The sequence below is a fragment of the Paraburkholderia sediminicola genome (assembly GCF_046026675.1).
Taxonomy (GTDB): domain Bacteria; phylum Pseudomonadota; class Gammaproteobacteria; order Burkholderiales; family Burkholderiaceae; genus Paraburkholderia; species Paraburkholderia sediminicola_F.
Window position 1 is genome coordinate 545236 of sequence record NZ_JAQQEY010000002.1, and the last position, 23642, is coordinate 568877.

Consider the following 23642-nt stretch of genomic DNA (forward strand, 5'->3'; position numbering starts at 1 on the left):
ACGCTTCCCGGACCGTCTTTATTTTGGCCATTTTGTGTATACGAAACGTATACGATAAGATAAAAACATCGACGAAATTAGTTGTCAAGGGAGCCATGTCCCATGCTGGATGAGAAGACCATGCGCATCGAGAAGGCAGGCGGCGCGGCGACAGTGAGGTTTCTCTTCGACGGCCGGCCGGTGCGGGCGCGTCAGGGCGAGAGCGTGGCGGCAGCGCTGTTCGCCTCGGGTACGAAGACCTTGCGGGCGAGTCCGCGCAATGGCGCACCGCGCGGCATGTTCTGTTTGATGGGGTCTTGTCAGGAGTGTCTGGTCGTAGTCGATGGTCGCCGCGCGCTTGCATGCCGGACGACGGTCATTGAAGGAATGCGCGTCGACAAAGTACCGGAGATCGGCCTTGATATCTGAGTTCGATGTCCTCGTGCTCGGCGGCGGCCCGGCCGGCGTGAACGCGGCGCTGGCTGCGTCGGCAGCAGGTCTCAAGGTGGCGCTGTTCGATGAGAGCCCGGCGGCCGGCGGGCAGGTCTACCGCGCACCCGTCAGCGCCGCTGTTCCGTTGAGTGCGGACCAGCACGCGGGCGACGCGCTACGGCGCGAACTCGCCGAAAGTAAGGTCACCACCTACTTCGATCACGTGGTCTGGGCCGTCACCGCCGACTATCGCGTCGATGCCGTGGGTCCGGCCGGCCCCGTGCATTGCACCGCGCGCGCGCTGATTGTCGCAGCGGGAACCACGGAACGTGTCGTGCCCTTCGATGGGTGGACCACGCCTGGCGTCATCGGGCTGGCCGCCGCAACGATCCTCCTTAAATCGCAAGCCATCTTGCCGGGCCGTTCGACATTAGTCGCAGGTTGCGGGCCATTGCTCGCGGCGGTCGCCGCGAAGACGATAGAAAGCGGCGGCAAGGTCGAAGCGATTGCGGATATCGCGGGCTTGGGCGACTGGGCCCGTGCGCTGCCCGCCATGGTGTCGCGCCCCGATCTGATGCGCGAGGGTTTCCACTGGTGGCGCGAAATTCGCCGCGCAGGCGTGCCGATTCATTCGCGACACACGATAGTCAAAGTCGAGCCCGCCGGCGATCGGCTGCGCGCGACTCTGGCGCCGTGTGACGCAGCCGGCAGGCCCGTCTCCGGAGAACACCGCAGCGTGGTCGCGGACTGCATCGCGGTCGGTCACGGGCTGACCCCGTCAACCGAAATTACGCGTCTCCTGCGCGCGGAGCACCGGTACTCGCGGCAGGCGGGCGGATGGATTGCCATCACCGACGAGGACTGCCGCACCTCGCGCCCGCGGCTCTACGTGGCTGGCGACGGCGCAGGCATCGCCGGCGCGGCCGCAGCGAGCCATCATGGCACGCTCGCAGGACTCGCCTGCGCCATCGAACTTGGCGGCGCGGACATCGCTGGGCTCCGGTCACGACTGTCGTCCGTGCGTCGGGCGCACCTCAAGGCGGCACGTTTCGGCCGCTCGATGGCGCAACTGATGGCGCTACGAGCCGGCCATACCGACAGCATTGGGCCGCAAACCATCGTCTGTCGATGCGAGGACGTGACGCGCGCCGAAATCGATGCTGCCTGCGACGCCGGCGCGCACGACGTGAACCAGCTCAAGGCCTGGACGCGCTGCGGCATGGGACCGTGCCAGGGCCGCACATGCGGGGACGTGACGGCGGAACTGCTTGCGGCACGCGCATGCGGCGGATCGCGCGAACGCGCGGGCTGTTTTTCTGCCCGCACGCCGTTGCGGCCCGTGACGGTTGAAGCGTTGACCGGCGAGTTCAGCTACGACGACATTCCGATCCCGAAAGCTGCGCCGCTATGAGCCAGCCGACGACGACCGCATTCGATGTCGCCGTGCTTGGCGGTGGCGTGATGGGATGCACCACCGCACTATTTCTGGCGCGAGCCGGCATGCGGGTGGCGGTGATCGAACGCGATGCGCTGTGCCGTGGCGCGTCGGGCGTAAACGCCGGCACGCTGACGCTGCATATGACCCGTGCCGCGCTCGTTCCCTATGCGATCCGCGCGTGGAAAATGTGGATGAACACCGACACGTGGCTAGGCCACAGCGTGCTTGCGGCGTCGGCGCCCGGCCTCTCGCTCGCCTTCACCGAATCCGAGAAAGTGCTGCTGCAGCAACGCGCGGCGGCGAGGCGTGAGTACGGTGCACAGATCGATCTGCTCGACCGGGATGCCGCGCTCGCCGTCGAGCCAGGCCTGAATCCCGCAATGCTGCAAGCCGCGTACTGTGCAACCGATGGCTTCGCCAGCGCCTATCTCACGGGCCGTGCTTTCCATGCGGCGTTGCGCGAAGCGGGTGTACACGTTTTCGAGCAGACACCGGTAACGCGCATCGAGCGCGTCGCGGGGATGTATCAGGTGTACGGCCCGGACGAGGCCATCCGTATCGACGCGACGCGTCTGGTGATGGCGGGCGGCGTTTGGCTGGAACCCCTGCTCGCGATGCTCGGCATCCCCATCCCCGTCAAGACGCTCGTCAACCAGTTGATCGTCACTGAACGCATGCCGCCCGTGATGAAGTCGGTGCTGAGCATCGCGAACGGGCTGCTGTCGATGAAGCAGTTCGCCAACGGCAGTGTCCTGATAGGCGGAGGCTGGCAAGGCATCGGCGATCGCGAGCGGGGCGGCGTGGAAACCGTGCCGGACAACCTGATCGGCAATCTCCGGCTCGCGCAGCATGTGATCCCCGCGCTCGCCAAAGCGCGCGTGGCCCGCATCTGGCTCGGCCTCGAAGCCGAAACCGCCGACGCCATGCCGATGATCGGTGCGCTCCCCGGTTGCCCCGATGCGTGGGTGATTGGTTGCGTGCATTCCGGTTACACCAGCGGCCCCTACATGGGCAAGCTGCTTGCCCAGGCCATGCTCGGCGAAGAACCCGAGTTGCCCCTGTTCGATCCGGCGCGGCTCGTCGTTCATGACGATGCGCTCACCCAACTTCATCGGGAAAAGACAGAATGATCCCTACGCATGCCGACCCATTCAACGGCGTCTATGCCGCTACGCTGTGCCCCCTCGACGCGGATGGGCGACACCTGGACGAAGCGGCGCTCGAGCGGCATATCGAAGCGGTGGCGAGCGTCGACGGCATTGTCGGGCTTCTGGTGAACGGCCATGCCGGCGAGAACTTCACGCTCTCAGCGACGGACAAGCGGCGCGTCGTGGAAATTGCGCATGCCGTCTGCGGCAATCGCTCGATCATCGTGGCCGGCGTGAATGCCGAGGACAGCTATGAGGCGCAGGCTCATGCAAACGACGCAAGACAGGCCGGCGCCGATGCCATGCTGCTGTTTCCGCCGTTCTCATGGGCGCTCTCGACCGATCTCGACACCGTTCTGACGCATCACCGGATCGCCAACGCCGAGGCCCGCCTGCCCATGATGCTTTACCAGGCCGGCGTCGCCACGGGCGGCATGGCCTACACGCCGCAGATGCTTGCCGCGCTCGTCGGCTTGCCCGAGGTCGTGGCGATCAAGGAGGGCAGTTGGGAGACTGCCGCGTATGAAGCAAACCGCCGGCTCGTTAAATCGATCGCGCCGCATGTGGCCGTGATGGCTTCCGGCGACGAACACCTGTTCACGTGTTTTGCGATCGGTACCGAAGGTAGCCTCGTCAGCCTTGCGGCCGTTGTGCCCGAACTGGTCGTGGCGCTGTATCGCGCTGTCGAACAGGGTGACCTCGGCCGCGCGCAGCAGCTTCATGAGCGCATCTATCCGCTTGCGAAGGCCATCTACGGAACCGCACCCGGCTCGTACGCCAATGCGCGCCTGAAAGCCTGCCTGCACTTGCTGGGCCACTTTCCGCATCCGTCGATGCGCCCGCCGATCCCACCGCTCTCCCATGCAGAGTTGATGCGTCTCGAAGACGCGCTCGCCATCGCAACTGACACGCAACGGAGTGATTCATGAGCCCGACACCAACCCTCATCAAAGGCGGCCGCATCATTACGGCCATTGACGACTACGTCGCCGACATTCTTGTGGAAGGCGAGCGCATCGTCAGTATTGGACTGAATCTCGACGGGGGACTGGATGCACGGGTGATCGACGCGGCAGGGCTACTGGTGTTTCCTGGCGGCGTCGATTGCCATACGCACATGGAGAACACCTTCGGGGCCTCGGTGACCTGCGACAACTTTGCGTCGGGCACACGCTCGGCTGCCTTCGGCGGAACGACGACGATCATCGACTTCGCCTTGCAAACCGCCGGCACGAGTCCGCTCGATGCGATCTCGCGGGCTCAATCGAAAGCTGCATCGGCCGCGAGCATCGACTACGGTTTTCACGTGATCGTGACGCAGGTGGACGAGCGCGTGCTCGGTGACATGCAATACGCGATTCGTCACGAAGGCGTCTCCAGCTTCAAGATGTTCATGGCCTATCCTGGCACGGTCATGTCAGACGACGCCGCCATTTTTCAGGCGATGCGAATGGTCGGGCAGCATGGCGGCATGATCGCGTTGCATGCCGAGAACGGCACGGTCATCGACCTGCTGATTCGCGAGGCGCTCGCGCAGGGCCATACCGCGCCGCGTTATCACGCGCTGACGCGGCCTGCGATCATGGAGGGCGAGGCGACGCATCGCGGCATCAAGCTCGCCGAACTCGCCGAAGCGCCGGTTTATTTCGTACACCTTTCGGCGAAAGAAGCACTGAAGCATGTGATCGAAGCGCGCGACCTGGGCATTCCGGTATTTGCGGAGACCTGTCCACACTATCTGTTCTTCGACGAATCTGCATACGCCGACGACAGCTTCGAGCTTGCGCGTTACGTGATGAGTCCGCCACTGCGCTCGAAGGAAGCGCAGAACGCGCTCTGGACCGCGCTCAAGACCGACGATCTGCAATTGATCTCGACCGATCACTGCCCGTATTGCATGAAGGAGGGGCATCGCGGCAATGTCAACCAGAAGCCGCTTGGACGCGACGATTTTTCGAAGATCCCGAATGGCGTGCCTGGTGTCGAAACGCGCATGACGGTGGTCTACGACGGTGGCGTACGCGGCGGCCGCATTTCGCTGAATCGCTTCGTCGAATTGATGTCGACTGCGCCAGCCAAGCTATTCGGCCTGTTTCCGAAGAAGGGAACGCTTGCGATCGGCAGCGACGCCGACATCGTCCTGTTCGATCCGAACGAGTCGCATATGATCAGTGCGGACACGCAACACAGCGATTGCGACTTTACGTTGTTCGAAGGCCGCGCGGTCACGGGCCGCGTGAAGAAAGTGCTGCTACGGGGGGAGTTGCTGATCGACAACGGAGACTGGGTCGGACGGACCGGTCAGGGAGAGTTTGTCGTGCGCGGCGAACTTGGCGGTCACTGGTAGAGCGTCATGCCAATTTATGAATATGCCTGCGATGCATGCGGGACGTTCGATTCCATCCGCCCGATCGCGAGGCGAGATGAGCGAACGCCGTGCCCGGAGTGCGGCCTGCTGTCGCCGCGCGTCGCCAGCGGTGCGACGGTGTTGCTGGCGCAGCGCGGCGGGAACATGCCGGCGGAAGAAGGGGCTTATGGCTTGAGGCATCAAGGCGGCTGCGGTTGCTGTCGCTAGAAAGCCGACCCGACTGCGCAAACGACAGTTGCACCTTGATAGCTGCTGTTCAAGCGGCGCATTCCGCATAGTACCGATTCGGTGCCGGAAAGACACCGGTCATCACTTCGATCAGGAATGGACCATTGAGCCGGGACGCCTCGCTCAGCGCATCTGCCAGGTCATCGAGGCGCTCGACCCTGCGCGACGCGACACCCAGCGAAGCGGCAAAAGCTTTCCAGCACCGTGTGAAAGTCGGCGCTCCGGTCCGTGTCCATCTGGGACAGCGAGCGGAATGTGGCGCCAATCCCGGAGAAAACCCTGCCGCGCGCGACATGCCCCGTCGCGGGTGCGTCGAAGCTGTCGTCGAAGATGATCAGTTCCTTCCAGGCAGTCAGCCTTTCTGTCCAGTTCATGCTGTCGCGCTGATTCAGATCGCTGCCGAACACGACGAGGACGTCGAGCTCGTCCGAGTTGATGACGCGAACGGCCCGCGAGTGGCCCGAGAATCCGTATACGCCGAGCGAAAGGACATGATCCTCAGGAAACGCGCCCTTTCCCGATAGCGTGGTTGCAACGGGAATGCAAAATTTTTCGGCTACCTCGAGCAGGACCTTCGCGGTTTCCGGGTCATTGCCGCGACTGCCGATCAGGAAAGCGACTCTCTTCGATTTGAGCAGATACCGGTTGCACAAGGCTTCCAATGCAGCGCGGTTTGCGGGGACTTCGCAGGCGTTGAACTCGTCGTGATCGTACGGTTGCCGTGATGCGTTGTGGCCGGGTAGTCGGCAATACCGTCCGGGGATACGGCAAGTGCTCCATGTATTCAGTTAACGGCAGCCACAATTAATTCTTCATACAAATTATCGTTTACGCGCAGATTCGTCGTACTTTTATACTTTCTAGCTATTACTTTGTAAGGTGTGGGCGAAGACGAAGGTCGCAGGTCCAACGACTGAACGCAGCAGATGAGATGACGTTTCGACAACTGACAGTCCTTTCACCGCGTCTTGATAGACTTGCGCGTACGGAAAGAAATGCGGGGGAAATGCGTGAGTCTGGACGAATACTATAGGCGGCTGAAGTTGCCGGGCACTGCGTCGCCGGCAGACGTCAAGCGCGCGTATCGACGGCTAAGAGCGAAGTACCACCCCGATCGCAACAAGGGGCGTGAATCGACAGTCGAGCCCGTGTTCAAGCGCATTCAGGAGGCGTTTGAGATTCTGACCGGCGAGCGTGAGCTGCCCATGTCCAGTCCGGTGGCGGCATCGACTGAGCACCGCGACAAGCCGGCCTATTCAAGCGAACACCGCAGCTCGCCTCCGATGCGCGGCGCGAACTGCCTGATCGAACTTTTCGTGCCGCTCGAAGCCGCGATTCACGGTGGCGAGGTCGAAGCGAGTTATGCGGTGAGGGGACCGTGTCACCCATGTCAAGAAAGGGGCGCCCAGTGCGCGAGCTGCAACGGCAGCGGTCTGTCGGTTTCGGGCATGCACTGCATCGCCTGTGGGGGTAGCGGTCGCCCGCCTGCGAGTGAGCGGTGTCAAGCGTGTCTTGGCACGGGTATCAGAACCTCTCGGAAGTCCGAGACAGTGAAGATTCCAGCGGGTGTGTGGGATGGCCAGCGTCTTGTCGTCGAAGGTGGCGGTCATCCTGGGCCGAACGGTGGTCCGCCGGGCGACGCGATCTTCTCGATTGCGATTGTGTGCAGCGCGGCCTTTCGTCGTGACGGCCTGAATCTCGCAAGCGAGATTCAGGTTGATTTCGTGACCGCCACACTCGGCGGTAACTTCGAAGCGCAGATCCTGGGCCGTGCACACCAGATGACGATTCCGCCGAACGCGCAACAGGGCAGTACGATCCGTCTGCGCGGACATGGACTCACGGACCGCAACGGCTCGCGCGGTGACCTGACGCTGCAACTGGTGCTCGCGATGCCGGCTGCGGCATCACATCTCACCGACGACGAACGACAACGGCTGCGTGAGATGTTTGCGGATGCGGGGCGTCGGGGAATGCAGGCAATTCCTGCACACTCGCAATCGAGCCGGAGCTTCGCAGCCAAGTAGTGTCTTTGAAAAAACCAATCATGAAACATAGTTCAAAAGGCGGCCTTGTTTATTCGACCGATGGCGGACAGATGTGTCCCGAATGCAGAAAGGCGCTCGCGGAATGTATCTGCAAGACGGTTGCCAGGGCATTACCGGCAGGCGATGGTGTGGTGCGAGTGTCACGCGAGACCAAGGGTCGGGGCGGCAAAAGCGTGACGATCGTTAAAGGGTTGGCGCTCGATCCTCTTGCCTTGGCCGTGTTAGGCAAGCAATTGCGCACGGCTTGCGGCTCCGGTGGGACGGTCAAGGATGGCGTGATTGAAGTACAGGGTGACCATTGCGAGCGGGTCATCGAAGCGCTCAAGAAGTACGGCCACAGCGCGAAGCGCGCCGGGGGCTAATCGCTTCAATGAGCGTTGACCCACGGCATCGATTGATCCCACCCAGCTCCGGACCGATCAACGAAAGTGACTAGACATACCGCGCTTCGTTGAGATCGGCGATGAGCGTCGGCCCGGTTGGATGCCAGTTCAACCGGGCTTGAGTCTGAACACTTGAGGCCGGCATATCCAGGCCAACAAACATTGCCATCCATCCAAAATGCGATGCCGCTTCACCCGGGCTGATCGAAACGACGGGCAAGTTCAAACCCCGACCAAGCGCCTCGGCGATTTCGCGGCTGCTGATCCCTTCTTCGCCGACCGCATGATATCGAGCCCCCTGTTGGCGCTTTTCTACAGCAAGCCGATAGAGACGTGCCACATCGGAGAGATGGCCGGCCGGCCAGCGGTTGCGGCCCTCGCCCACGAAGGCGCTAACGCCTTTCTCCCGAGCGATAGCAACGAGCGGCGAGATGAGACCCTGCTTGAACGGGTTGTGAACCTGCGGTAGACGTACCACCGACACGTTGACACCCGCCTCCAGAAGAGCATTCCCAGCAACCTCAGATGCGATCCGCGGATTGGGATGGCTGACATTGAAGACATCCTCGGTCGCCAGTTGACCGTGCTCACCACTACCCATGCCGGTCCCCGAGGTGATGATCAAAGGACGGTCGGAGCCGGCGAGCACGGAACCGAGTGCCGCGATCGCACGCTTGTCCTTTTCGCAGTTCTCCACGAACCTTGAGAAATCGTGATCGAACGCCGTATGGATGACGGCATCTGCATTTGCGGCGCCGCTGCGCAGACTCTCCGGATCCTCCAGGGTTCCGCGATGTACCTCCGCCCCTGCATCGATAAGCGCTTGCGCTCCCGCGTCCGAACGCGTCATGCCGATCACGTGATGACCCGCGTTGATGAGTTCGGGAACGATGGCCGCACCGATGAAGCCTGTTGCGCCCGTCAGAAAGATACGCATAGTGAAACCTCCGTGATTGTCACCGCGACTATCTGACCATTTCCCGTTCTGTTGAAGTGGTGACGTCATCCTATGAAAAGAACTAACAGGATCCCGATGTCGGCCGGCCAGCCCAACGTTGACGCAATACGTCGATCCGCTTCAACCTCAGCGCCCGGCCTTAAGCTGTGTCCACAGCCTGTTTTCAAGGCGCAGGATATCGGCCGGCAAAGGCAATGACAGTGTGAGCGATTTCATCTTTTCACCGCGAGGGTAAACCGCTTCGTTGTCGAGAATCGCCGGCTTCACAAAAGCACGGGCCGAAGCGTTAGCGTTCGGATAGAAAACCTGATTGGTGATCGCCGCGCTAACCTTAGGCTGAAGGATGTAATTGATCCATTGCATTGCAGCTTCAGGGTGCGGCGCATCTTTAGGAACACCCATCAGATCGAACCACAACACGCCGTCGCCCTTGGGAATAACGTAGCGAATTTCATAGGCGCGATGGGCCTCTTCTGCGCGCCGCTTCGCGATCCCGACGTCGCCCGACCACGCTAGCGCGATGCAGACGTCGTTATTGGCGAGATCGTTGATGTAGCCGGAAGAATTGAACTGGGTGATGTACGGGCGAATCGTTTTTAGCAGCTTGAACACTTCCTGATAATCGGCGGGGTTCTTACTGTTGGGATCCTTATGCAGGTAGATCAATCCCACCGAGAATGCGTCCTCCGCGGAGTCGAGCACGGAAACGCCGCAGGTTTTCAGCTTCGAAACGTATTGCGGATCGAACAGCAGGTCCCAACTATCGTAGGGTGCGTCCTTGCCTAATATTTGCGTTACTTTCGTGGCGTTGTAACCGATGCCGTCTGTTCCCCATGACCATGGCACGGTGTATTGATTGCCCGGATCGGCCGACGCCAGCATCTTCATAAGCACTGGATCCAGATTGGCCAGGTTTGGAATCTTGCTCTTGTCGAGCTTCCGATAGACACCTGCTTCAATCTGCTTGCCGGCATAGCTGGATGACGGCACCACCACGTCATAGCCCGATGACCCGCTTAACAACTTTGCCTGCAAGGTGTCGTCGCCGTCATAGACGTCGTATCGCGTGTGAATGCCGGTTTCCTTTTCGAAGCCAGAGACGGTGTCGTCGGCGATATTGTCCGACCAGTTGTAGACATTCAGCTCTTCGGCTTGAGCATGGTTTGCGGTCGCAGCCAGCGTCCCCGCAACTGCGAGGAGTCCAGTGACGACAGTGATGAGATGGCGGGGTGTCATAGCGGCCTTTCGGGTTTAATGAAGAAACTCATACAAGCGGGAAGAAGCGTTAGTCAGCAATCGGGCGGTCGCGGCGCCATCCAACTTGTTCCAGTGCTTTCAGCAGACGGGCGGCGCCGAGCGCGGGGACATGAACGCCTTGGCCGTCCATATCTTCAGCAGCAACGAGGGCGTTGAGAATGGCTTCTTCGACTGCTTCCGCAGCCGCGACGAATAGCGGAGAAATGAAATCGTGAATGACGCTGCGCACGCTGATGACAGGCTCGATCGCCTTGCCGTAATCCGCCGGCGGTATGGCGCGGTTACCCACCGAGAAGGCAATGAAGATGTCGCCACTGGAGTACTCGGTGCCGCCTCCCACGCGGGCTAATCCAATGCTCGCGCGCCGTGCAATCTGCTCGCACTGATGCGGCAGAAGCGGCGCGTCGGTGGCAAGCGTCACCACGATCGATCCCATTCCGGGGACACCCGCACGACGTCTGTCGAATGGCGACGGCAGACCTCGCAGCACTTCGCCCACCGGATAGCCGGCTACACGCAGCGCGTCGCGACGGCCGTAGTTCGCCTGGACCAGCGCGCCGACGGTCCAGCCACCATCCTCTGCCGCGAGCTTGCGTGATGCAGTTCCGATACCGCCTTTGAACTCATGACAAATCATGCCGGTACCACCGCCAACCGAACCCTCGGCCACCGGTCCACTGCGAGCTTCGGCTTGCGCCTCATGGACGTGCGTGGCGGTGACATGCTGCCCCCAGATGTCGTTCAGCACTCCATCGAAAGTTTCCAGTACCACCGGCATGCACCAGTACTGGCTATCGCCGACCCATGCGCGTTCGGCGGCGACCAATGCATCGCGAACCACGCCGACGCTGTGCGTGTTGGTGTAGGCGATAGGCGTAGTCAGCAAGCCTGATTCGCGGATCCATTCCAGGCCGGTGGCATCGCCGTTTCCGTTGAGCACATGACAGCCGGCAAAACATGGGTCGAGCCGTGCCATGCTGGCGCGCGGTTCGATGATCGTCACGCCGGTTCGAATCGAAGCTTCTGTGCGGTTTTCGACCAGGGTACGATGACCGACTCTTACGCCTTGCACGTCGGTAATGCTGTTAAACGGACCGGGCGTGCCGTGGCCAACTCGAACACCGATGTCTCTGATACCCATACTTTTCTCCTGTGTTGCTCGCTGCGAGCAAGCCTGCCGACGCGCATGCGACGGGGTACAGAGATGGTAGGGTGGGGGACGACGGGTGAAAATCAGGCCGAAGGGCTAGAACGATGGGACGAGCTACCCTTTAAGGGGTAGTGGGGGAAACTGACATGCAGCTTGATGTATCGGACGTTGCCTTTCATCAGCGGCTTGGACGTCTGGTCGAAAAGCTCGACGACAAACAGTTCTGGCACGCACTGATCGATCTGTTGCGCAAAGTGGTCCACTTTGACAACTGGGTGGTGGTGATCTTCTGGCCCAACGGGAAACCCCAGTTGATTGCGGAAATCCAGTCGCGCACGCCGAACGCCGAACTGTTCAAGGGGTATTTGAACAGCGTCTATTTGCTGGACCCTTTCTATCAATTCAGCCTGGGTGAGATCAGTCCGGGTGTGTATTGTCTGGACGAAGTCGCGCCCGATCACTTCCGGGAAACCGAATATTTTCGCCGCTATTTTTCGGTAAACGTGCTGGAAGATGAGGTGCAGTTGTTGGCCCCGCTACCCGCCGGTGGAACGCTGTCTGTATCGATGGGCAGTGAACGCCGCTTTAGCTCGACTGAAATCGGAACCCTCTGTCTTTACGGCGCATGGTTGCTTCCGTTGATGTGCCACGCCTTGGCAGCACAGACAGCGGTGCTTCCGCCGCCGGTAAGTTCACCCGCGGGAGGTGATCGGCGCCTTCACTTCGAACAGGCGTTGCGCAAGCGATCCAATGCGTCGCTGACCAACCGCGAAATCGAAATCGCGCTGATGATTCTTGCCGGTCATTCAACCAAGAATATGGCAAGGCTGCTTGGCGTGTCACCCGCTACCGCCAAAGTTCATCGGCGCAATCTTTACAGGAAGCTGAACATCTCCTCTCAAGCGACACTGTTCCTGCTCATCATGGATGAAGAGCCGGAGACGAACTGAGGCGAACCGGTTCTGCTGGGTGATGCTAAGGAGATGCCTGGCTTTGAACCGCGCCCTTTATTCTGTACGCTGTCACGGACAGGCCGTCCGCTGATCAGCCCATTGCAGGAGGATCAGCGTGACCAGACGGGCCGCCAGGCGCTTGAGCGCCGGCGCACCGTTCACTGGCCGGGGGGCCCACCCACTGAGAAGGAGCCATTCATGGAATCGTCTTCAGGCCAACAACCGGGCGCCCCTGCCGGCCATGCCGCGGAAACCAGCCACGGGTCGATGCCCAAGCTGGCGCTGGCCGCCATCGGCATCGTGTTCGGCGATATCGGTACCAGTCCGCTCTACACCATGAGCACGGTATTCGACTCGGGTCACGGGCTGGTGCTCGACCGCTTCAATGTGCTGGGCGTGGTGTCGCTCATCGTCTGGTCGTTGATCATCGTGGTGACGCTGAAGTATGTGACGCTGATCATGCGCGCCCATAATCACGGCGAGGGCGGCATCATGGCGCTGCTGGCGCTGGCTTCCAGTTCTGTAATGGACCGGCCCCGGTTGCGCAACGGGCTGCTGCTCGCCGGTGTGTTCGGTGCGGCGCTGTTCTACGGCGACGGCGTCATCACGCCGGCGATCTCGGTGCTCAGCGCGGTGGAAGGGCTGGAAGTGGCGGAGCCGCAGCTGAAGCCCTTCGTAGTGTCGATCGCGTTGGTCGTGCTGATCGCCTTGTTCCTGGTGCAGCGGCGCGGCACGGCCGGCATCGGCGCGGTGTTCGGGCCGGTGATGGTGCTGTGGTTCGGCGTGATTGCGGTGTCGGGACTGCTCACCATCAGTCGCGCGCCGGCTATCCTGGCCGCTTTCAACCCGTTCGTGGGCCTCGAATTCCTGATGCGCAACGGCTGGCGGGCCTTTGTCTCGCTCGGTGCGGTGGTGCTGGCGCTGACCGGCGCTGAGGCGCTGTATGCCGACATGGGCCACTTCGGCGCGCCGCCGATCCGCCTGTCGTGGTTCGCTCTGGTGCTACCCGCGCTGGCGCTCAACTACCTGGGCCAGGGCGCGCTGCTGTTGTCGGACCCCAAGACCGTGGACAACCCCTTCTTCCACCTCTTCCCGTCGGTGGCGCTATTCCCGATGGTGGTGCTGGCCACGGTGGCGACTGTGATCGCGTCGCAGGCAGTGATCAGCGGCGCGTTTTCCATGACCAAGCAGGCCATGCAACTCGGCTTCATGCCGCGCATGGGCATCGTCTACACCTCTGAACGTGAGGTTGGCCAGATCTATGTGCCTGCCATCAACTGGCTGCTGCTGATCGCGGTGGTGGGGGCGGTGCTGGGCTTCGGTTCCTCTACAGCGCTCGGTTCGGCCTACGGTATCGCGGTAACGGGCACGATGATGATCACCACGTTCCTTACGTTCTACGTGGTGCGCTACGCATGGCACTACAACTGGTGGCTGTGCGTGCTGGCCACGGGCTTCTTCTTCGTCATCGATCTGGCGTTCTTCTCGGCCAACCTGCTCAAGTTCGTGGATGGCGGGTGGTTCCCGCTGCTGCTGGGCGCCATCATGTTCACCATTATGTCCACGTGGTACCGCGGCCGTGCGCTGATGATCGAAGAGGCCAGCGTCCATGCCGGCGCGCTGCCGCTGGCCAGATTTCTGGACAGCCTGCTCGCGAAGGACACGATACGCGTACCCGGCACTGCCGCGTTCCTTACCATCGACCCCAACACCGTGCCGCACGCGCTGGTCAATAACCTGGCCCACAACCACGTGCTGCACGAGCGCGTGCTGTTCGTGCACGTGACCAACTCGGATGTGCCCTATGTGCCGCGCGAGCAGCGCGTCGCGATTACGCCGCTGGGCCACAACTGCCACAGCATCGTCGTGGCCTACGGCTTCAAGGACACGGCCAGCCTGCCGCAAGCGCTGCGCGACTGCGAGCCGAAGGGCCTGGTGGTCGATCCGGCGAAGGTGTCCTATTTCCTCAGTCATGCCACCGTGGTGGCGACGGGAGGCAAGGGCATGCCGGTGTGGCGCGAACGACTGTTCAGCGTGATGGCGCACAATATCGGCAACCCTGCGGCTTATTTCAAGTTGAGCTCAAACCGGGTGATCGAACTGGGCTCGCGTGTCGAAATATGAGGTGGAACCCGCACACATGAAGAGACTTTTCGTTTGCTGCGACGGCACATGGAACTCGGATAGCGACGAGTTTCAGGGGGTGCCCGTTCCAACCAATGTCGTTCGCTTTTTCAACGCATTGAGTGACCACGGCGAAGATGGCGTCGAGCAATTCCGGTACTACCACGTCGGCATTGGCGCCAACGAAGGCCGGGTTCGTCGCCTCGTAGACGGTGCGCTGGGATTGGGCCTCTCGCGAGACATTCAAACTGCGTATAAGTGGCTGTCCGACCATTACGAGGAAGGTTCTGAAATCTTTGTCATTGGCTTTTCGCGTGGTGCGTTTACGGCGCGAAGCCTGGTGGGCATGCTCCACCGTTGTGGACTTCCTGGCGAGGCAAGCTGGGCGCTAGTCAAGCAGGCATGGAATCTATATCGCCTTGATCCAGAAATGCCGGAGAACGTCAGCCGGCAGGAACGGTTCTGCAGCGCGAATGGCAAACCGCCTCCCATTCGCTTCCTTGGCGTGTGGGAGACGGTGGGCGCTCTCGGCATTCCTGAAATTGCGAACTTGTTCGGCTTAGGGAGACAGCGCCTCGAATTTCATGACACGACACTTTCGCCAGAAGTTGAACGCGCGGTACAAGGCCTTGCCATTGATGAGCAGCGGAACACCTTCTTTCCAACGTTGTGGACGGACGCGGATGGTTGCGACCCGGCACGCGTGACGCAAGTGTGGTTCCCTGGCGTGCACGCCGACGTTGGAGGCGGCTACAAGGAGACCGGACTTTCTGATGCCACACTTAAATGGATGATTGCCGAGGCCGCGCAGTGCGGTGCGGTATTTGAATCGAAGATGTTGGACCAGATAGCCGATGCGGGTCAGTTGTCGCCATCCGCGGTGCATGGCGTCCTGCACAACTCACTCACAGGCTTTTACAGGAAGATTGGATTTCGTCCCCGGTCCTTTCCCTATCTGGCGAAGGATTCACGCATATGCTCCGAATCGATATCGGATCTGGCATTGGCGCGGCAGGCCAGTCCGCCAATCTTTCAGGCTCCCTATCGACCGAACATCCACCCTGGGACAGGGGTCCAGGTGCGGGTCTTCGCCAGCACGTTGTGGAACTGGACAGGCATTTTCATGAAGGAGGGCGTGAGCTACCGGCTCAAGGTGCCTGAAGGTCAAACATGGCTGGATGGGGACAGCGTATCGGGCGCTGAGGGCACGCCTGGTAACTGGATGCAGCGCCTGTTTGCAGGGTCCAAGCGGGTCAGAGGGGCGAACTGGTTCGAACTCTGCGGTGCAATTTCATACCCGGGGGAACCGAGCGAAGCAGGCGTGTCGCCTCAACCCTTCTACTTCAGAATTGGCAGAGAGATGGAGATCAAGGCTCCTTACTCGGGTTACCTGTATTGCTTTGCGAACGACGCCAGCTGGGCGTACTGGAACAATCAAGGCAGTCTGCGGGTTGAAGTTGCCGAATCAAGCGGGCTGCCAGGTGGCAAGGGGACGGCATACCGGCACTCAGACGAAGACCTGACCGCGCCGGCAACAGCACCCGGAGGTTCTGGAGCAGGTCAACCATCATGATGCGTTACACAGTTTGTCAGGTGCACTCGATCCGCATTCACGGCGCGTTAAGGGGCGTTCATGAGCGACCAATCTTCCGGCCCTGCGTCCGGGCAAGCGGACCGTGTCTCAGCCTGGAGCCTGATCAGACCGTACTGGGTCTCCGAGGAGCGCAAGACCGCGTGGGGTCCGCTGATTACGATCATCGTCATGGACCTGGTTCTGGTCGGCATCAACGCCCGCTTGAACACGTGGAACCGTGATTTCTACAACGCACTGGAAGGCAGGAAGGTTCATGAATTCCCGCAGCTGATGCTGCTTTTCAGCGCGCTTGCGTTCGCGTTCGTCGCGATCTCTGTCTACAACCGCTATCTGCGCCAGATGCTTGGCTTCCGATGGCGCCAGTGGCTGACCACACGCTATCTGCAGGAATGGCTGGGCGACGGCACCTTCTATCGCATCGAGCGCGACCGCCTCGCCGACAACCCTGACCAGCGGGTTGCTGTCGACCTCGCGTCATTCGCCAACACCACACTTTCGCTCACACTCGATCTGCTCTCGACGCTCGAAACACTGGTCTGGTTCTCGACCATCTTATGGAGCACAGCGGGCGTGCTGGCAATCGAGATTGGCGGCACGCCTGTCCAGATTCCGGGCTACATGCTGTGGGCGGCGATCGTCTATGCGATTGTCGGCTCACTCCTGACCAACAAAGTCGGTCACCCGCTTGTGTCGATCAACTACCAGTTGCAGCGCGTCGAGGCGGATTTCCGGTTTGGCCTGATCCGCCTGCGCGAAAACGCCGAGCAGATTGCGTTCTACGACGGGATGCGTGTCGAGGAAGCGACCGCCCAGGACCTGTTCGGCCGGATTCGTGAAAACTGGTGGCGGGTGATGAAGTACACGCGGCGCTATAGCTTCGTGCTCAATTTCTACGCTCAGATCGCCGAGATCTTTCCGATCGTCGTGGCGTCGCCGCGTTATTTCGCAGGTTTGATGAGTTTCGGCACACTGATGCAAATCGGCGACGCATTCAGTTCGGTTAGCGATTCGCTTTCGTGGTTCATCAACAATTACGACACGCTCGTTCAATGGCGCGCAACCGTCAATCGTCTGCGCGAGTTCAAGCGCGTGATGCAGCACCCTCATCTGAAGGAGTCTGTTTCGCCCGCCACCGAGCATGGCGGCATTAATCTGCACTACGTCGGCGAGAACCAGCTCACCACGCACAAGCTCACGCTTGCGCTGCCCAACGGCGAGACGCTCGCGAGTGTGCGAGACATTTCCGTCAAGCCAGGTTCGCGATGGCTCGTGCGCGGGCCGTCCGGCGCGGGCAAGAGCACGTTATTGCGTGCACTAGCGGGTCTCTGGCCATTCGGAAACGGCTCGATCGATGCACCTGTGAACGCGCGCATGATGTTCGTCCCGCAGCAGAGCTACCTGCCGGTTGGCACCTTGAAGACTGCGCTCACCTATCCCACGGCGGCCACCAACTTCAGCGATGAGGAATGTTGCGAGGCGCTGCGTCTGTGCCGGCTTGAGGGCTACGTCGACCGATTGCACGAATCGCACCATTGGTGGCGCATTCTTTCTCCCGGCGAGCAACAGCGGCTGGCAGTCGCACGTGTGGTGATGCACAAGCCTGACTACGTGTTCCTCGACGAAGCAACGAGTGCGCTCGATACCGAGAACGAAGCGTATCTGTATCGCCTGTTGACCGAGCGATTGCAGAAAGCGGCGATTGTCAGTGTCACGCACCGCGAGTCGCTTGCGACATTCCATGAGGAGACGCTCGATATTGCGCGTACAGACGAGCGTGGGCACACCGTGGCATATACACCGCCGCAGTGATCGCTACCCTTACGCAGAACCTCCGGCTTCCTCAAGCCACTTAACGATGTTCTGCACCGTATCGCCATAGAAGGTGCGATACAACTCCTTCGAGACATAGCCGATATGAGGCGTTGCGAGCACGTTGGGCAATTCGCGCAGCGGGTGCGGATTGCTGAGCGGTTCGACTTCGTACACGTCCAGTGCAGCGCCGGCAATCTGACCGGTCGTGAGTGCCCGAAGCAGGGCCGCATTGTCGACGATCGCTCCTCTCGACGTATTGATCAGCCGGCTGGTGGGTTTCATCTGCGCGAGTTCTGTCGCGCCGACCAGGCCTCGGGTCCGCTCGCTAAACCGCAAGTGGATCGACAGAAAATCGGAAGCGGAGAACAGCACATCCTTACTGACTCGCTGCACGCCTTTTTCCGCGGCGCGTTCCTCGGTGAGGTTCTCACTCCACGCGATGACGTTCATTCTGAATGCCCGCCCGATGATGCCGACCGCCGAGCCGATATGGCCAAGACCAAGCACTCCGAGCGTCTTGCCCGCGAGTTGTTCGCCAAGCGAAAGCTGCCAGCCTCCCTGACGCACTGATTGAGTCTCGAGAGGAATATTGCGGGCCATCGCGAGAATCAACGCCCACGTCATCTCGATCGTCGGCGTGGACGAATAGCCCGTATGACGAACTTCGATGCCGCGTTCCGCAGCCGCCTCCTGATCGATCGACACATTCCCCGCGCCGGTCGAGGCAATCAGCTTCAGGTTCGGCAGGCTTTCGATAACCACGCGGGACAGCGGTGTGCGTTCTCGCATCACGCATACGACGTCGAACGGTTGCAGGCGTTGAATCAGGCTCCCGACATCAGCGACGTGATCGTTGAACACCGTCACGTCTGCCAGGTCCTTAAGCGGCGACCAGTCTGCCACGCTCAGCGCGACGTTCTGATAGTCGTCGAGGACGGCGACCTTGATCGGGAGTTTCAGATTCATGTTACTTGCTCCATGGGTTGTAGACGTTGCTGCTAACCGAATGCTAAGAATCCCGGCTCGTCACGTAAATCAATAAGTAACGACGCCACCCATCGCGAGCCGCGATGGCTCACTATCGACTTATGACAATCCTCATGACTCGTTGTCCCGGTGCTTGTTGAGGTGGTCGACCAGCATGCGAGCAGGCAGCGGCAGCGTCTCAAAGTTGCGGGCGATGATCACCAGCGGCCGCAGCGACCACGGTTCATCAAGCTCAACGGCGCGAAACGGCACCGACTGCATATAAGGCGTCACGCTTCCCTTGGGGAGCACGCCAATGCCGAGACCCGCGCTGACCATGTTGCGCACGCCCTCGAAGCTGGTTACCTCGATGCGTACGCGAAGCCGCATACCGGCACGCTCAGCGGCGGCGCGGCACAACTTCGAAATGGACGTGCCGTACGGCATGCTGACGAAGTCGTCCTCCAGAACTTCCGCGAAGGTCACGCTCGCGCGCTCGGCGAGCCGATGATCCGACGGCACGATCACGACCAGCTTATCGACGCTGTATGGGCGCCATTGCAGATCGCCGAGGGCATCCCTGGTCGCCGCGCAGATGCCGAGATCGGCGACACCGCTTGCGATCGCCTGCACGACTTCATCGCTCGACTTCTCGGCCATATCGATCCGCACCTTCGGATTGGTGCGCAGGAAGGTGCGCAACACACCCGGCAGATACTGGACCATGGCCGTAAAGTTCACGTAAATCCGGGTATGGCCCCTCAACCCCGCCGAATACTCAGACAATTCATCCGAAATTTGCTGCAAGTGTTCGCTCAGCCGCTTCGCGTGGTGATAGAGCGCTTCGCCGGCCGGCGTGGGTTGCACGCCGCGGCTGTGCCGATATAACAGCGGCGTGCCGGCGTCGTCTTCGAGATCCGATACGCGCTTACTGACCGCCGACGCCACGATATGCGTGCGGGCTGCCGCCGCGGCAATGCTGCCCTCCTCAATGACAGCCACAAAAATGCGCAGGGACTCCATGTCGAGGCGCAACGGCCGATCTGCTGAAACACGCATCCTTACTCCTTCGGGTTGGCTATCCGGTCGTCTGGCACCCATCGCGGTTGGCGATGCCTCTATTGAACATTGAGAAGTTTTCAATCCGCCTGGCGACCGGCATCCTATGTTCCATAGGGCGCAATCCTCGCAGGACGATCGGTCGAGGCGCGAGACCGGGCACTGTGCCCCGCGATTCTATGTCGAGGCGGCGCGGTTGTCCTGGACGCCGGCCCATTGGCCTTTTCAGAAGCACAAGCCGGTGGACGGCCGGCACGCAGGAAAAATCGGTTGAAAACATAAAGGAGACGAAAGATGGAACACAAACACCTTGCCTTGAGTTCGGGAACTCGCTGGTACGAGGGGCTCACGGCCATGCACTGGCGTGTGCTGAAGGCCAGCTTTCTCGGCTGGATTTTCGACGGCTATGAAGCACTGGCGCTCGTCGTCGTGCTTGGGCCGATGCTGCATTCGGTGCTGTCGCCGGCACAAGCCGCGTCGCCGACGACATACGCGGGTCTGGTTATCGGCATCACGTTGCTTGGCTGGGGGGCGGGCGGTCTGATCGGTGGGATTCTCGCGGACTATGTCGGACGCAAGCGGATGATGCTCTGGTCCGTCTTCCTCTACGCGGTGTTTTCCGGTTTGACCGCGTTCTCGCAAACGTTCTGGGTGTTGTGCGGGCTGCGTTTCCTGACGGGCCTCGCCATGGGCAGCGAATGGAGCACGGGCGTTGCGCTGCTGTCGGAAACCTGGCCTGAGCGGGCGCGTGCGAAAGGAGCGGGTTTTCTGCAATCGGGTTTCGGTTGGGGCACCCTGATCGCGGCGGTTGTGTGGTACGCGCTTTCGTCGGCGCATCCACTCGGCGCCGAAACCTGGCGGTTGATGTTCGTGCTTGGCGCAGTTCCCGCACTTTTTGTGCTGTACATCCGCCGCGGGGTCAACGAGTCGGAGAAATGGCAACGCGCGGTGCGCGAGAAACGCTGGAGCGCGACGAGCACGCAGCCGGTTGCGGGCGACGCGCCTGCATCCGACAAGCGCCCCTTCACGCTCACGCAACTATTTAGCGAACCTGAAGCGCTGCGCCGCACACTGCTTCTGCTCGTACTGTCGATCGTCACGACCGTCGGTTGGTGGGCCATTTCCAGCTGGCTGCCGACTTATACCGTGGCGCTCGCTAAAGCCGAAAGTATCCCCGATGCCTTGTCGTGGGGCTCGAAGATATCGATCGCGTACACCATCGGCGCGATTGTGGCCTACATGATCGCGGGCTTCATAGTGGATGCAATCGGCCGGCGAGCGTTCCTGTCACTCACTTTCGTCGGCGCATTGCTCACAACGATCGTCACGTACAAGCTGACGACAAGCGTTGAAGCGATGATGGTCGTGGCGCCGATCAATGGCTTCTTCACCCTGGGCTGTGCCTATGTCTGGATGGCGATCTACCCATGTGAACTCTTTGGTTCCAGCGTGCGTTCCACCGCGATTAGCTTCGTGTTCAATGCAGCGCGTCTGATCGCGTGGGTGTTCCCGATCATCGCGGGCAGCATGATCAAATCATTCGGTGGTGTGTCTCAAGCTGCGTTGGCACTCGGCTCGGTGTATCTGATCGGTATCGTGGTTCCGTGGTTTTTGCCGGAGACGCGTGGCACGGGCATGCCGGACTGAGTCAGTTAAGAAATTTGGATGCCTAAATCTATTTCGGAGAGAAAGATGCCTCAAAATTTTCGCATTGGACAGATCGTTCCAAGCTCGAATACGACCATGGAAACTGAAATTCCCGCCATGCTTCGTGCCCGTGAAGCGATCCGCCCCGAGCGCTTCACCTTCCATTCGAGCCGGATGAGAATGCACAAGGTTACGAAGGAAGAATTGGTCGCGATGAACAAGGAAGGCCTGCGCTGCGCGGCGGAACTCGCCGACGCTCGTGTCGATGTCATGAGCACGGCGTGCCTGGTCGCGATCATGGCGATGGGGCCTGGATATCATCGGCAAACCGAACGTGAACTGTTGGAAGTTGCGCGCGCCAATCATTGTCTCGCCCCGGTCATGACTTCCGCGGGCGCGTTGGTGGAAGGTCTGAAGATCATGGGCGCTCGTCGGATTTCGCTGATGGCGCCGTACATGCGGCCCTTGACTGATCTTGTCGTCGCTTATATCGAGAACGAAGGCATTGAGGTCATCGATTCCCTCTGCTTCGAGATTCCCGACAACCTTGAAGTCGGTCTGCGCGACCCGATGCGATTGGTCGACGACGTTCGCGGCCTGAACACGGAAGGCGCGGACGTTTTGGTGGCGTCCGCTTGCGTCCAGATGCCTTCATTGCCGGCGATTCAGCGCATTGAAGACATGCTGGGAATCCGTACGGTTTCGACTGCGGTATGTACCGTTCGGCGCATGCTGGATCATCTTAAGCTCGAGCCGATCGTGCCTGGTGCGGGGGCGTTGCTGTCCGGCGTGTGATCGGCTACGGCTGACACTCAGCCGATTTTTTCGAATGCGGCTTTGTACAGGGTTCGCTTCGGCTTAGCAAACACTCGCCGCACCATCGGTTCGAAGAACGCTAGCGGCAGTGTTTCCGCATCCGGATCGAAGGCCGTCGCGTCATATTTTTCGCAGAAATGCGCGGTACGCTTGAACAACTCCTGCACGTCGCGGTACTGATCGCGCAGATTGCGGTCCATGCCCATGTGGTGGAAGAAGTAATACCCCTGGAAGATCCCATGGTGCTTGATCATCCAGTGGTTTTCCGCGCTGACGAACGGCTCCAGCAGCACGGCTGCAACGTCGGCGTGGTTGTAACTTCCCAGCGTATCCCCAATGTCGTGCAGCAGCGCGCAGACCACGTATTCCTCGTTCTGGTTGTCGCGATGCGCCAGTGTGGCAGTCTGCAAGCTATGCGTCAGACGATCAACAGGAAAGCCGCCAAAGTCGCCATTCAGCAAGCGCAGGTGGTCCAGCAGGCGGCCGGGCAGTCCTTTGGCGAACGGCCCAACCTCACTACCGATGATCGCCCAATCCTGCTCGGTACCCTCGCGCATGTGGCGGAACGCGGCGCACTGCGCCATCGACAAGCGTGAAGTGGAGCTGGCTGTATGCCCTTTGCCCGAGACCTTGGACGCATCCATGGTCAAGGAGGTGCTGTATGACGATCACTACAGCCTGATGGTTAGCACCGGGCACCCTCTGGCCAAGCGGGAATCGGTCACGGTAGACGATCTGGTGGACTGCGAATGGGCCGCGTCCAGTCGACAGGAATTTGCACGTGTGCAGATCGAGCAAGCCTTTGCAAAACTGGGCCACCTGCCTATGCGCATTGTGGCCGAGGCCAATAGTTTGGCCGCGTTGATTCTTATCGTATCCACTACGCAGCTGGTCAGCTTTATCAACGCGCGCAGCTTCGACCCGGGTCCTCTACCGGTCGACATTGCCGTGCGCCCGATTCAATTCGACGGCCTGCAGCGTCAGGTTGGACTGATACGAAGGGCCGGCTACCTGTCGCCGATCGCGCAACGCGTTCAGGAAATTCTGCGCGACGCAGCTCGGGCGTTGTAGGCCTGTGCGCCTCGCGTCCGCTCCTCCGACACTGCCGGGATATCGCCCATAATATCGGTCTCACGCCATACCGCGCGGATGACGTTCGTCACCGCGTTGCCGGTTTTTTCAGTGAACGGCGAATCGCGCGGTATGAGCCGACCCGCAATCCTTTCATTGGGCGCGCCGCCAGATGGAGTAACGTATTGGGGACTCAATTTTTCGTTAGGCC

22 protein-coding genes are annotated in these 23642 nt (G+C 60.7%); 15 read left to right on the forward strand and 7 right to left on the reverse strand.

All coding sequences use genetic code 11. The annotated features are described in order from the left end of the window. Window positions 1-102: 102 nt before the first annotated feature. The 6 genes from PQQ86_RS22355 to PQQ86_RS22380 are packed head-to-tail and all read left to right on the forward strand — an operon-like array spanning window position 103 to window position 5572. Complete coding sequence (locus tag PQQ86_RS22355; RefSeq protein WP_234487551.1) at window positions 103-408, forward strand: (2Fe-2S)-binding protein; 306 nt, start codon at window positions 103-105, stop codon at window positions 406-408. Then, entirely contained in the window at window positions 398-1822 is a 1425-nt protein-coding gene (locus tag PQQ86_RS22360; RefSeq protein ID WP_408271737.1) for an FAD-dependent oxidoreductase, read from the forward strand. The genes PQQ86_RS22355 and PQQ86_RS22360 overlap by 11 nt, the downstream gene beginning before the upstream one ends. Then, window positions 1819-2979, forward strand: a complete 1161-nt coding sequence (locus tag PQQ86_RS22365) for an NAD(P)/FAD-dependent oxidoreductase (protein ID WP_408271740.1) — start codon at window positions 1819-1821, stop codon at window positions 2977-2979. The genes PQQ86_RS22360 and PQQ86_RS22365 overlap by 4 nt, the downstream gene beginning before the upstream one ends. Further along, window positions 2976-3926, forward strand: a complete 951-nt coding sequence (locus tag PQQ86_RS22370; RefSeq protein WP_408271743.1) for a dihydrodipicolinate synthase family protein — start codon at window positions 2976-2978, stop codon at window positions 3924-3926. The genes PQQ86_RS22365 and PQQ86_RS22370 overlap by 4 nt, the downstream gene beginning before the upstream one ends. Then, window positions 3923-5344, forward strand: a complete 1422-nt coding sequence (gene hydA / locus PQQ86_RS22375; protein WP_408271746.1) for a dihydropyrimidinase — start codon at window positions 3923-3925, stop codon at window positions 5342-5344. The genes PQQ86_RS22370 and hydA overlap by 4 nt, the downstream gene beginning before the upstream one ends. A gap of 6 nt (window positions 5345-5350) precedes the next feature. Then, the gene (locus tag PQQ86_RS22380; RefSeq protein WP_408271749.1) at window positions 5351-5572 is read left to right on the forward strand and encodes a zinc ribbon domain-containing protein; all 222 of its coding nucleotides are present in this window, start codon (window positions 5351-5353) and stop codon (window positions 5570-5572) included. 161 nt (window positions 5573-5733) lie between these two features. Here PQQ86_RS22380 and PQQ86_RS22385 read toward each other — a convergent pair whose 3' ends face one another. Then, entirely contained in the window at window positions 5734-6255 is a 522-nt protein-coding gene (locus PQQ86_RS22385) for a hypothetical protein (protein WP_408271752.1), read from the reverse strand. 348 nt (window positions 6256-6603) lie between these two features. Between PQQ86_RS22385 and PQQ86_RS22390 the strand changes: the two genes are divergently transcribed. Both PQQ86_RS22390 and PQQ86_RS22395 read left to right on the forward strand, forming a co-directional pair. Beyond that, window positions 6604-7620, forward strand: coding sequence for a DnaJ C-terminal domain-containing protein (locus PQQ86_RS22390; protein ID WP_408271755.1), 1017 nt, complete (start codon window positions 6604-6606; stop codon window positions 7618-7620). Between the two features lie 20 nt (window positions 7621-7640). Further along, a complete protein-coding gene (locus tag PQQ86_RS22395; protein WP_408265849.1) occupies window positions 7641-8003 on the forward strand; it encodes a translation initiation factor Sui1 in 363 nt (120 codons plus the stop codon). Between the two features lie 70 nt (window positions 8004-8073). Here the strand turns inward: PQQ86_RS22395 and PQQ86_RS22400 are convergent, their stop codons facing one another. The 3 genes from PQQ86_RS22400 to PQQ86_RS22410 form a co-directional block, all read right to left on the reverse strand. Next, window positions 8074-8961: an SDR family oxidoreductase gene (locus PQQ86_RS22400; RefSeq protein ID WP_408271759.1), complete on the reverse strand. Its 888-nt coding sequence runs from the start codon at window positions 8959-8961 to the stop codon at window positions 8074-8076. 147 nt (window positions 8962-9108) lie between these two features. Continuing rightward, window positions 9109-10218, reverse strand: a complete 1110-nt coding sequence (locus PQQ86_RS22405; protein ID WP_408271762.1) for a polyamine ABC transporter substrate-binding protein — start codon at window positions 10216-10218, stop codon at window positions 9109-9111. A 49-nt stretch (window positions 10219-10267) separates the two neighbouring features. Then, window positions 10268-11380 (reverse strand): DmpA family aminopeptidase, encoded by a 1113-nt coding sequence (locus PQQ86_RS22410; protein WP_408271765.1) that lies wholly within the window; start codon window positions 11378-11380, stop codon window positions 10268-10270. Window positions 11381-11535: 155 nt separating this feature from the next. Between PQQ86_RS22410 and PQQ86_RS22415 the strand changes: the two genes are divergently transcribed. The 4 genes from PQQ86_RS22415 to PQQ86_RS22430 all read left to right on the forward strand — a co-directional run bounded on the left by PQQ86_RS22415 (window position 11536) and on the right by PQQ86_RS22430 (window position 17869). Next, window positions 11536-12339, forward strand: coding sequence for a helix-turn-helix transcriptional regulator (locus tag PQQ86_RS22415; RefSeq protein WP_408271767.1), 804 nt, complete (start codon window positions 11536-11538; stop codon window positions 12337-12339). 201 nt (window positions 12340-12540) lie between these two features. Beyond that, entirely contained in the window at window positions 12541-14466 is a 1926-nt protein-coding gene (locus PQQ86_RS22420) for a potassium transporter Kup (RefSeq protein ID WP_408271770.1), read from the forward strand. Between the two features lie 16 nt (window positions 14467-14482). Beyond that, complete coding sequence (locus PQQ86_RS22425) at window positions 14483-16039, forward strand: T6SS phospholipase effector Tle1-like catalytic domain-containing protein (protein WP_408271772.1); 1557 nt, start codon at window positions 14483-14485, stop codon at window positions 16037-16039. A 60-nt stretch (window positions 16040-16099) separates the two neighbouring features. Further along, window positions 16100-17869, forward strand: a complete 1770-nt coding sequence (locus tag PQQ86_RS22430) for an ABC transporter ATP-binding protein/permease (RefSeq protein WP_408271775.1) — start codon at window positions 16100-16102, stop codon at window positions 17867-17869. A gap of 9 nt (window positions 17870-17878) precedes the next feature. Here the strand turns inward: PQQ86_RS22430 and PQQ86_RS22435 are convergent, their stop codons facing one another. Then, the gene (locus PQQ86_RS22435; protein WP_408271778.1) at window positions 17879-18838 is read right to left on the reverse strand and encodes a D-2-hydroxyacid dehydrogenase family protein; all 960 of its coding nucleotides are present in this window, start codon (window positions 18836-18838) and stop codon (window positions 17879-17881) included. 132 nt (window positions 18839-18970) lie between these two features. After that, window positions 18971-19897, reverse strand: coding sequence for a LysR family transcriptional regulator (locus PQQ86_RS22440; RefSeq protein ID WP_408271781.1), 927 nt, complete (start codon window positions 19895-19897; stop codon window positions 18971-18973). A gap of 294 nt (window positions 19898-20191) precedes the next feature. Here PQQ86_RS22440 and PQQ86_RS22445 point away from each other — a divergent pair, with 294 nt between their 5' ends. Further along, window positions 20192-21544, forward strand: coding sequence for an MFS transporter (locus PQQ86_RS22445; protein WP_408271784.1), 1353 nt, complete (start codon window positions 20192-20194; stop codon window positions 21542-21544). Window positions 21545-21589: 45 nt separating this feature from the next. Then, a complete protein-coding gene (locus tag PQQ86_RS22450; RefSeq protein ID WP_408271788.1) occupies window positions 21590-22339 on the forward strand; it encodes a maleate cis-trans isomerase family protein in 750 nt (249 codons plus the stop codon). A 17-nt stretch (window positions 22340-22356) separates the two neighbouring features. On the opposite strand, the gene PQQ86_RS22455 is transcribed toward PQQ86_RS22450, so the two are convergent. Beyond that, window positions 22357-22944, reverse strand: coding sequence for an HD domain-containing protein (locus PQQ86_RS22455; protein WP_408271793.1), 588 nt, complete (start codon window positions 22942-22944; stop codon window positions 22357-22359). Here PQQ86_RS22455 and PQQ86_RS22460 point away from each other — a divergent pair. Further along, window positions 22916-23431, forward strand: a complete 516-nt coding sequence (locus PQQ86_RS22460) for a LysR family transcriptional regulator substrate-binding protein (RefSeq protein ID WP_408271795.1) — start codon at window positions 22916-22918, stop codon at window positions 23429-23431. The genes PQQ86_RS22455 and PQQ86_RS22460 overlap by 29 nt on opposite strands. The last annotated feature ends 211 nt before the right edge of the window (window positions 23432-23642 follow it).

Bases quoted from the DNA above. Each gene is read 5' to 3' on its own strand.
- PQQ86_RS22420 (WP_408271770.1), top strand. From the start codon at position 12,541: ATGGAATCGTCTTCAGGCCAACAACCGGGCGCCCCTGCCGGCCATGCC.
- PQQ86_RS22455 (WP_408271793.1), bottom strand. From the start codon at position 22,944: ATGGCGCAGTGCGCCGCGTTCCGCCACATGCGCGAGGGTACCGAGCAG.
- PQQ86_RS22395 (WP_408265849.1), top strand. From the start codon at position 7,641: ATGAAACATAGTTCAAAAGGCGGCCTTGTTTATTCGACCGATGGCGGA.
- PQQ86_RS22380 (WP_408271749.1), top strand. From the start codon at position 5,351: ATGCCAATTTATGAATATGCCTGCGATGCATGCGGGACGTTCGATTCC.
- PQQ86_RS22365 (WP_408271740.1), top strand. From the start codon at position 1,819: ATGAGCCAGCCGACGACGACCGCATTCGATGTCGCCGTGCTTGGCGGT.
- PQQ86_RS22445 (WP_408271784.1), top strand. From the start codon at position 20,192: ATGGAACACAAACACCTTGCCTTGAGTTCGGGAACTCGCTGGTACGAG.
- PQQ86_RS22430 (WP_408271775.1), top strand. From the start codon at position 16,100: ATGAGCGACCAATCTTCCGGCCCTGCGTCCGGGCAAGCGGACCGTGTC.
- PQQ86_RS22405 (WP_408271762.1), bottom strand. From the start codon at position 10,218: ATGACACCCCGCCATCTCATCACTGTCGTCACTGGACTCCTCGCAGTT.
- PQQ86_RS22400 (WP_408271759.1), bottom strand. From the start codon at position 8,961: ATGCGTATCTTTCTGACGGGCGCAACAGGCTTCATCGGTGCGGCCATC.
- PQQ86_RS22355 (WP_234487551.1), top strand. From the start codon at position 103: ATGCTGGATGAGAAGACCATGCGCATCGAGAAGGCAGGCGGCGCGGCG.
- hydA (WP_408271746.1), top strand. From the start codon at position 3,923: ATGAGCCCGACACCAACCCTCATCAAAGGCGGCCGCATCATTACGGCC.
- PQQ86_RS22435 (WP_408271778.1), bottom strand. From the start codon at position 18,838: ATGAATCTGAAACTCCCGATCAAGGTCGCCGTCCTCGACGACTATCAG.
- PQQ86_RS22370 (WP_408271743.1), top strand. From the start codon at position 2,976: ATGATCCCTACGCATGCCGACCCATTCAACGGCGTCTATGCCGCTACG.
- PQQ86_RS22460 (WP_408271795.1), top strand. From the start codon at position 22,916: ATGTGGCGGAACGCGGCGCACTGCGCCATCGACAAGCGTGAAGTGGAG.
- PQQ86_RS22410 (WP_408271765.1), bottom strand. From the start codon at position 11,380: ATGGGTATCAGAGACATCGGTGTTCGAGTTGGCCACGGCACGCCCGGT.
- PQQ86_RS22415 (WP_408271767.1), top strand. From the start codon at position 11,536: ATGCAGCTTGATGTATCGGACGTTGCCTTTCATCAGCGGCTTGGACGT.
- PQQ86_RS22440 (WP_408271781.1), bottom strand. From the start codon at position 19,897: ATGCGTGTTTCAGCAGATCGGCCGTTGCGCCTCGACATGGAGTCCCTG.
- PQQ86_RS22450 (WP_408271788.1), top strand. From the start codon at position 21,590: ATGCCTCAAAATTTTCGCATTGGACAGATCGTTCCAAGCTCGAATACG.
- PQQ86_RS22425 (WP_408271772.1), top strand. From the start codon at position 14,483: ATGAAGAGACTTTTCGTTTGCTGCGACGGCACATGGAACTCGGATAGC.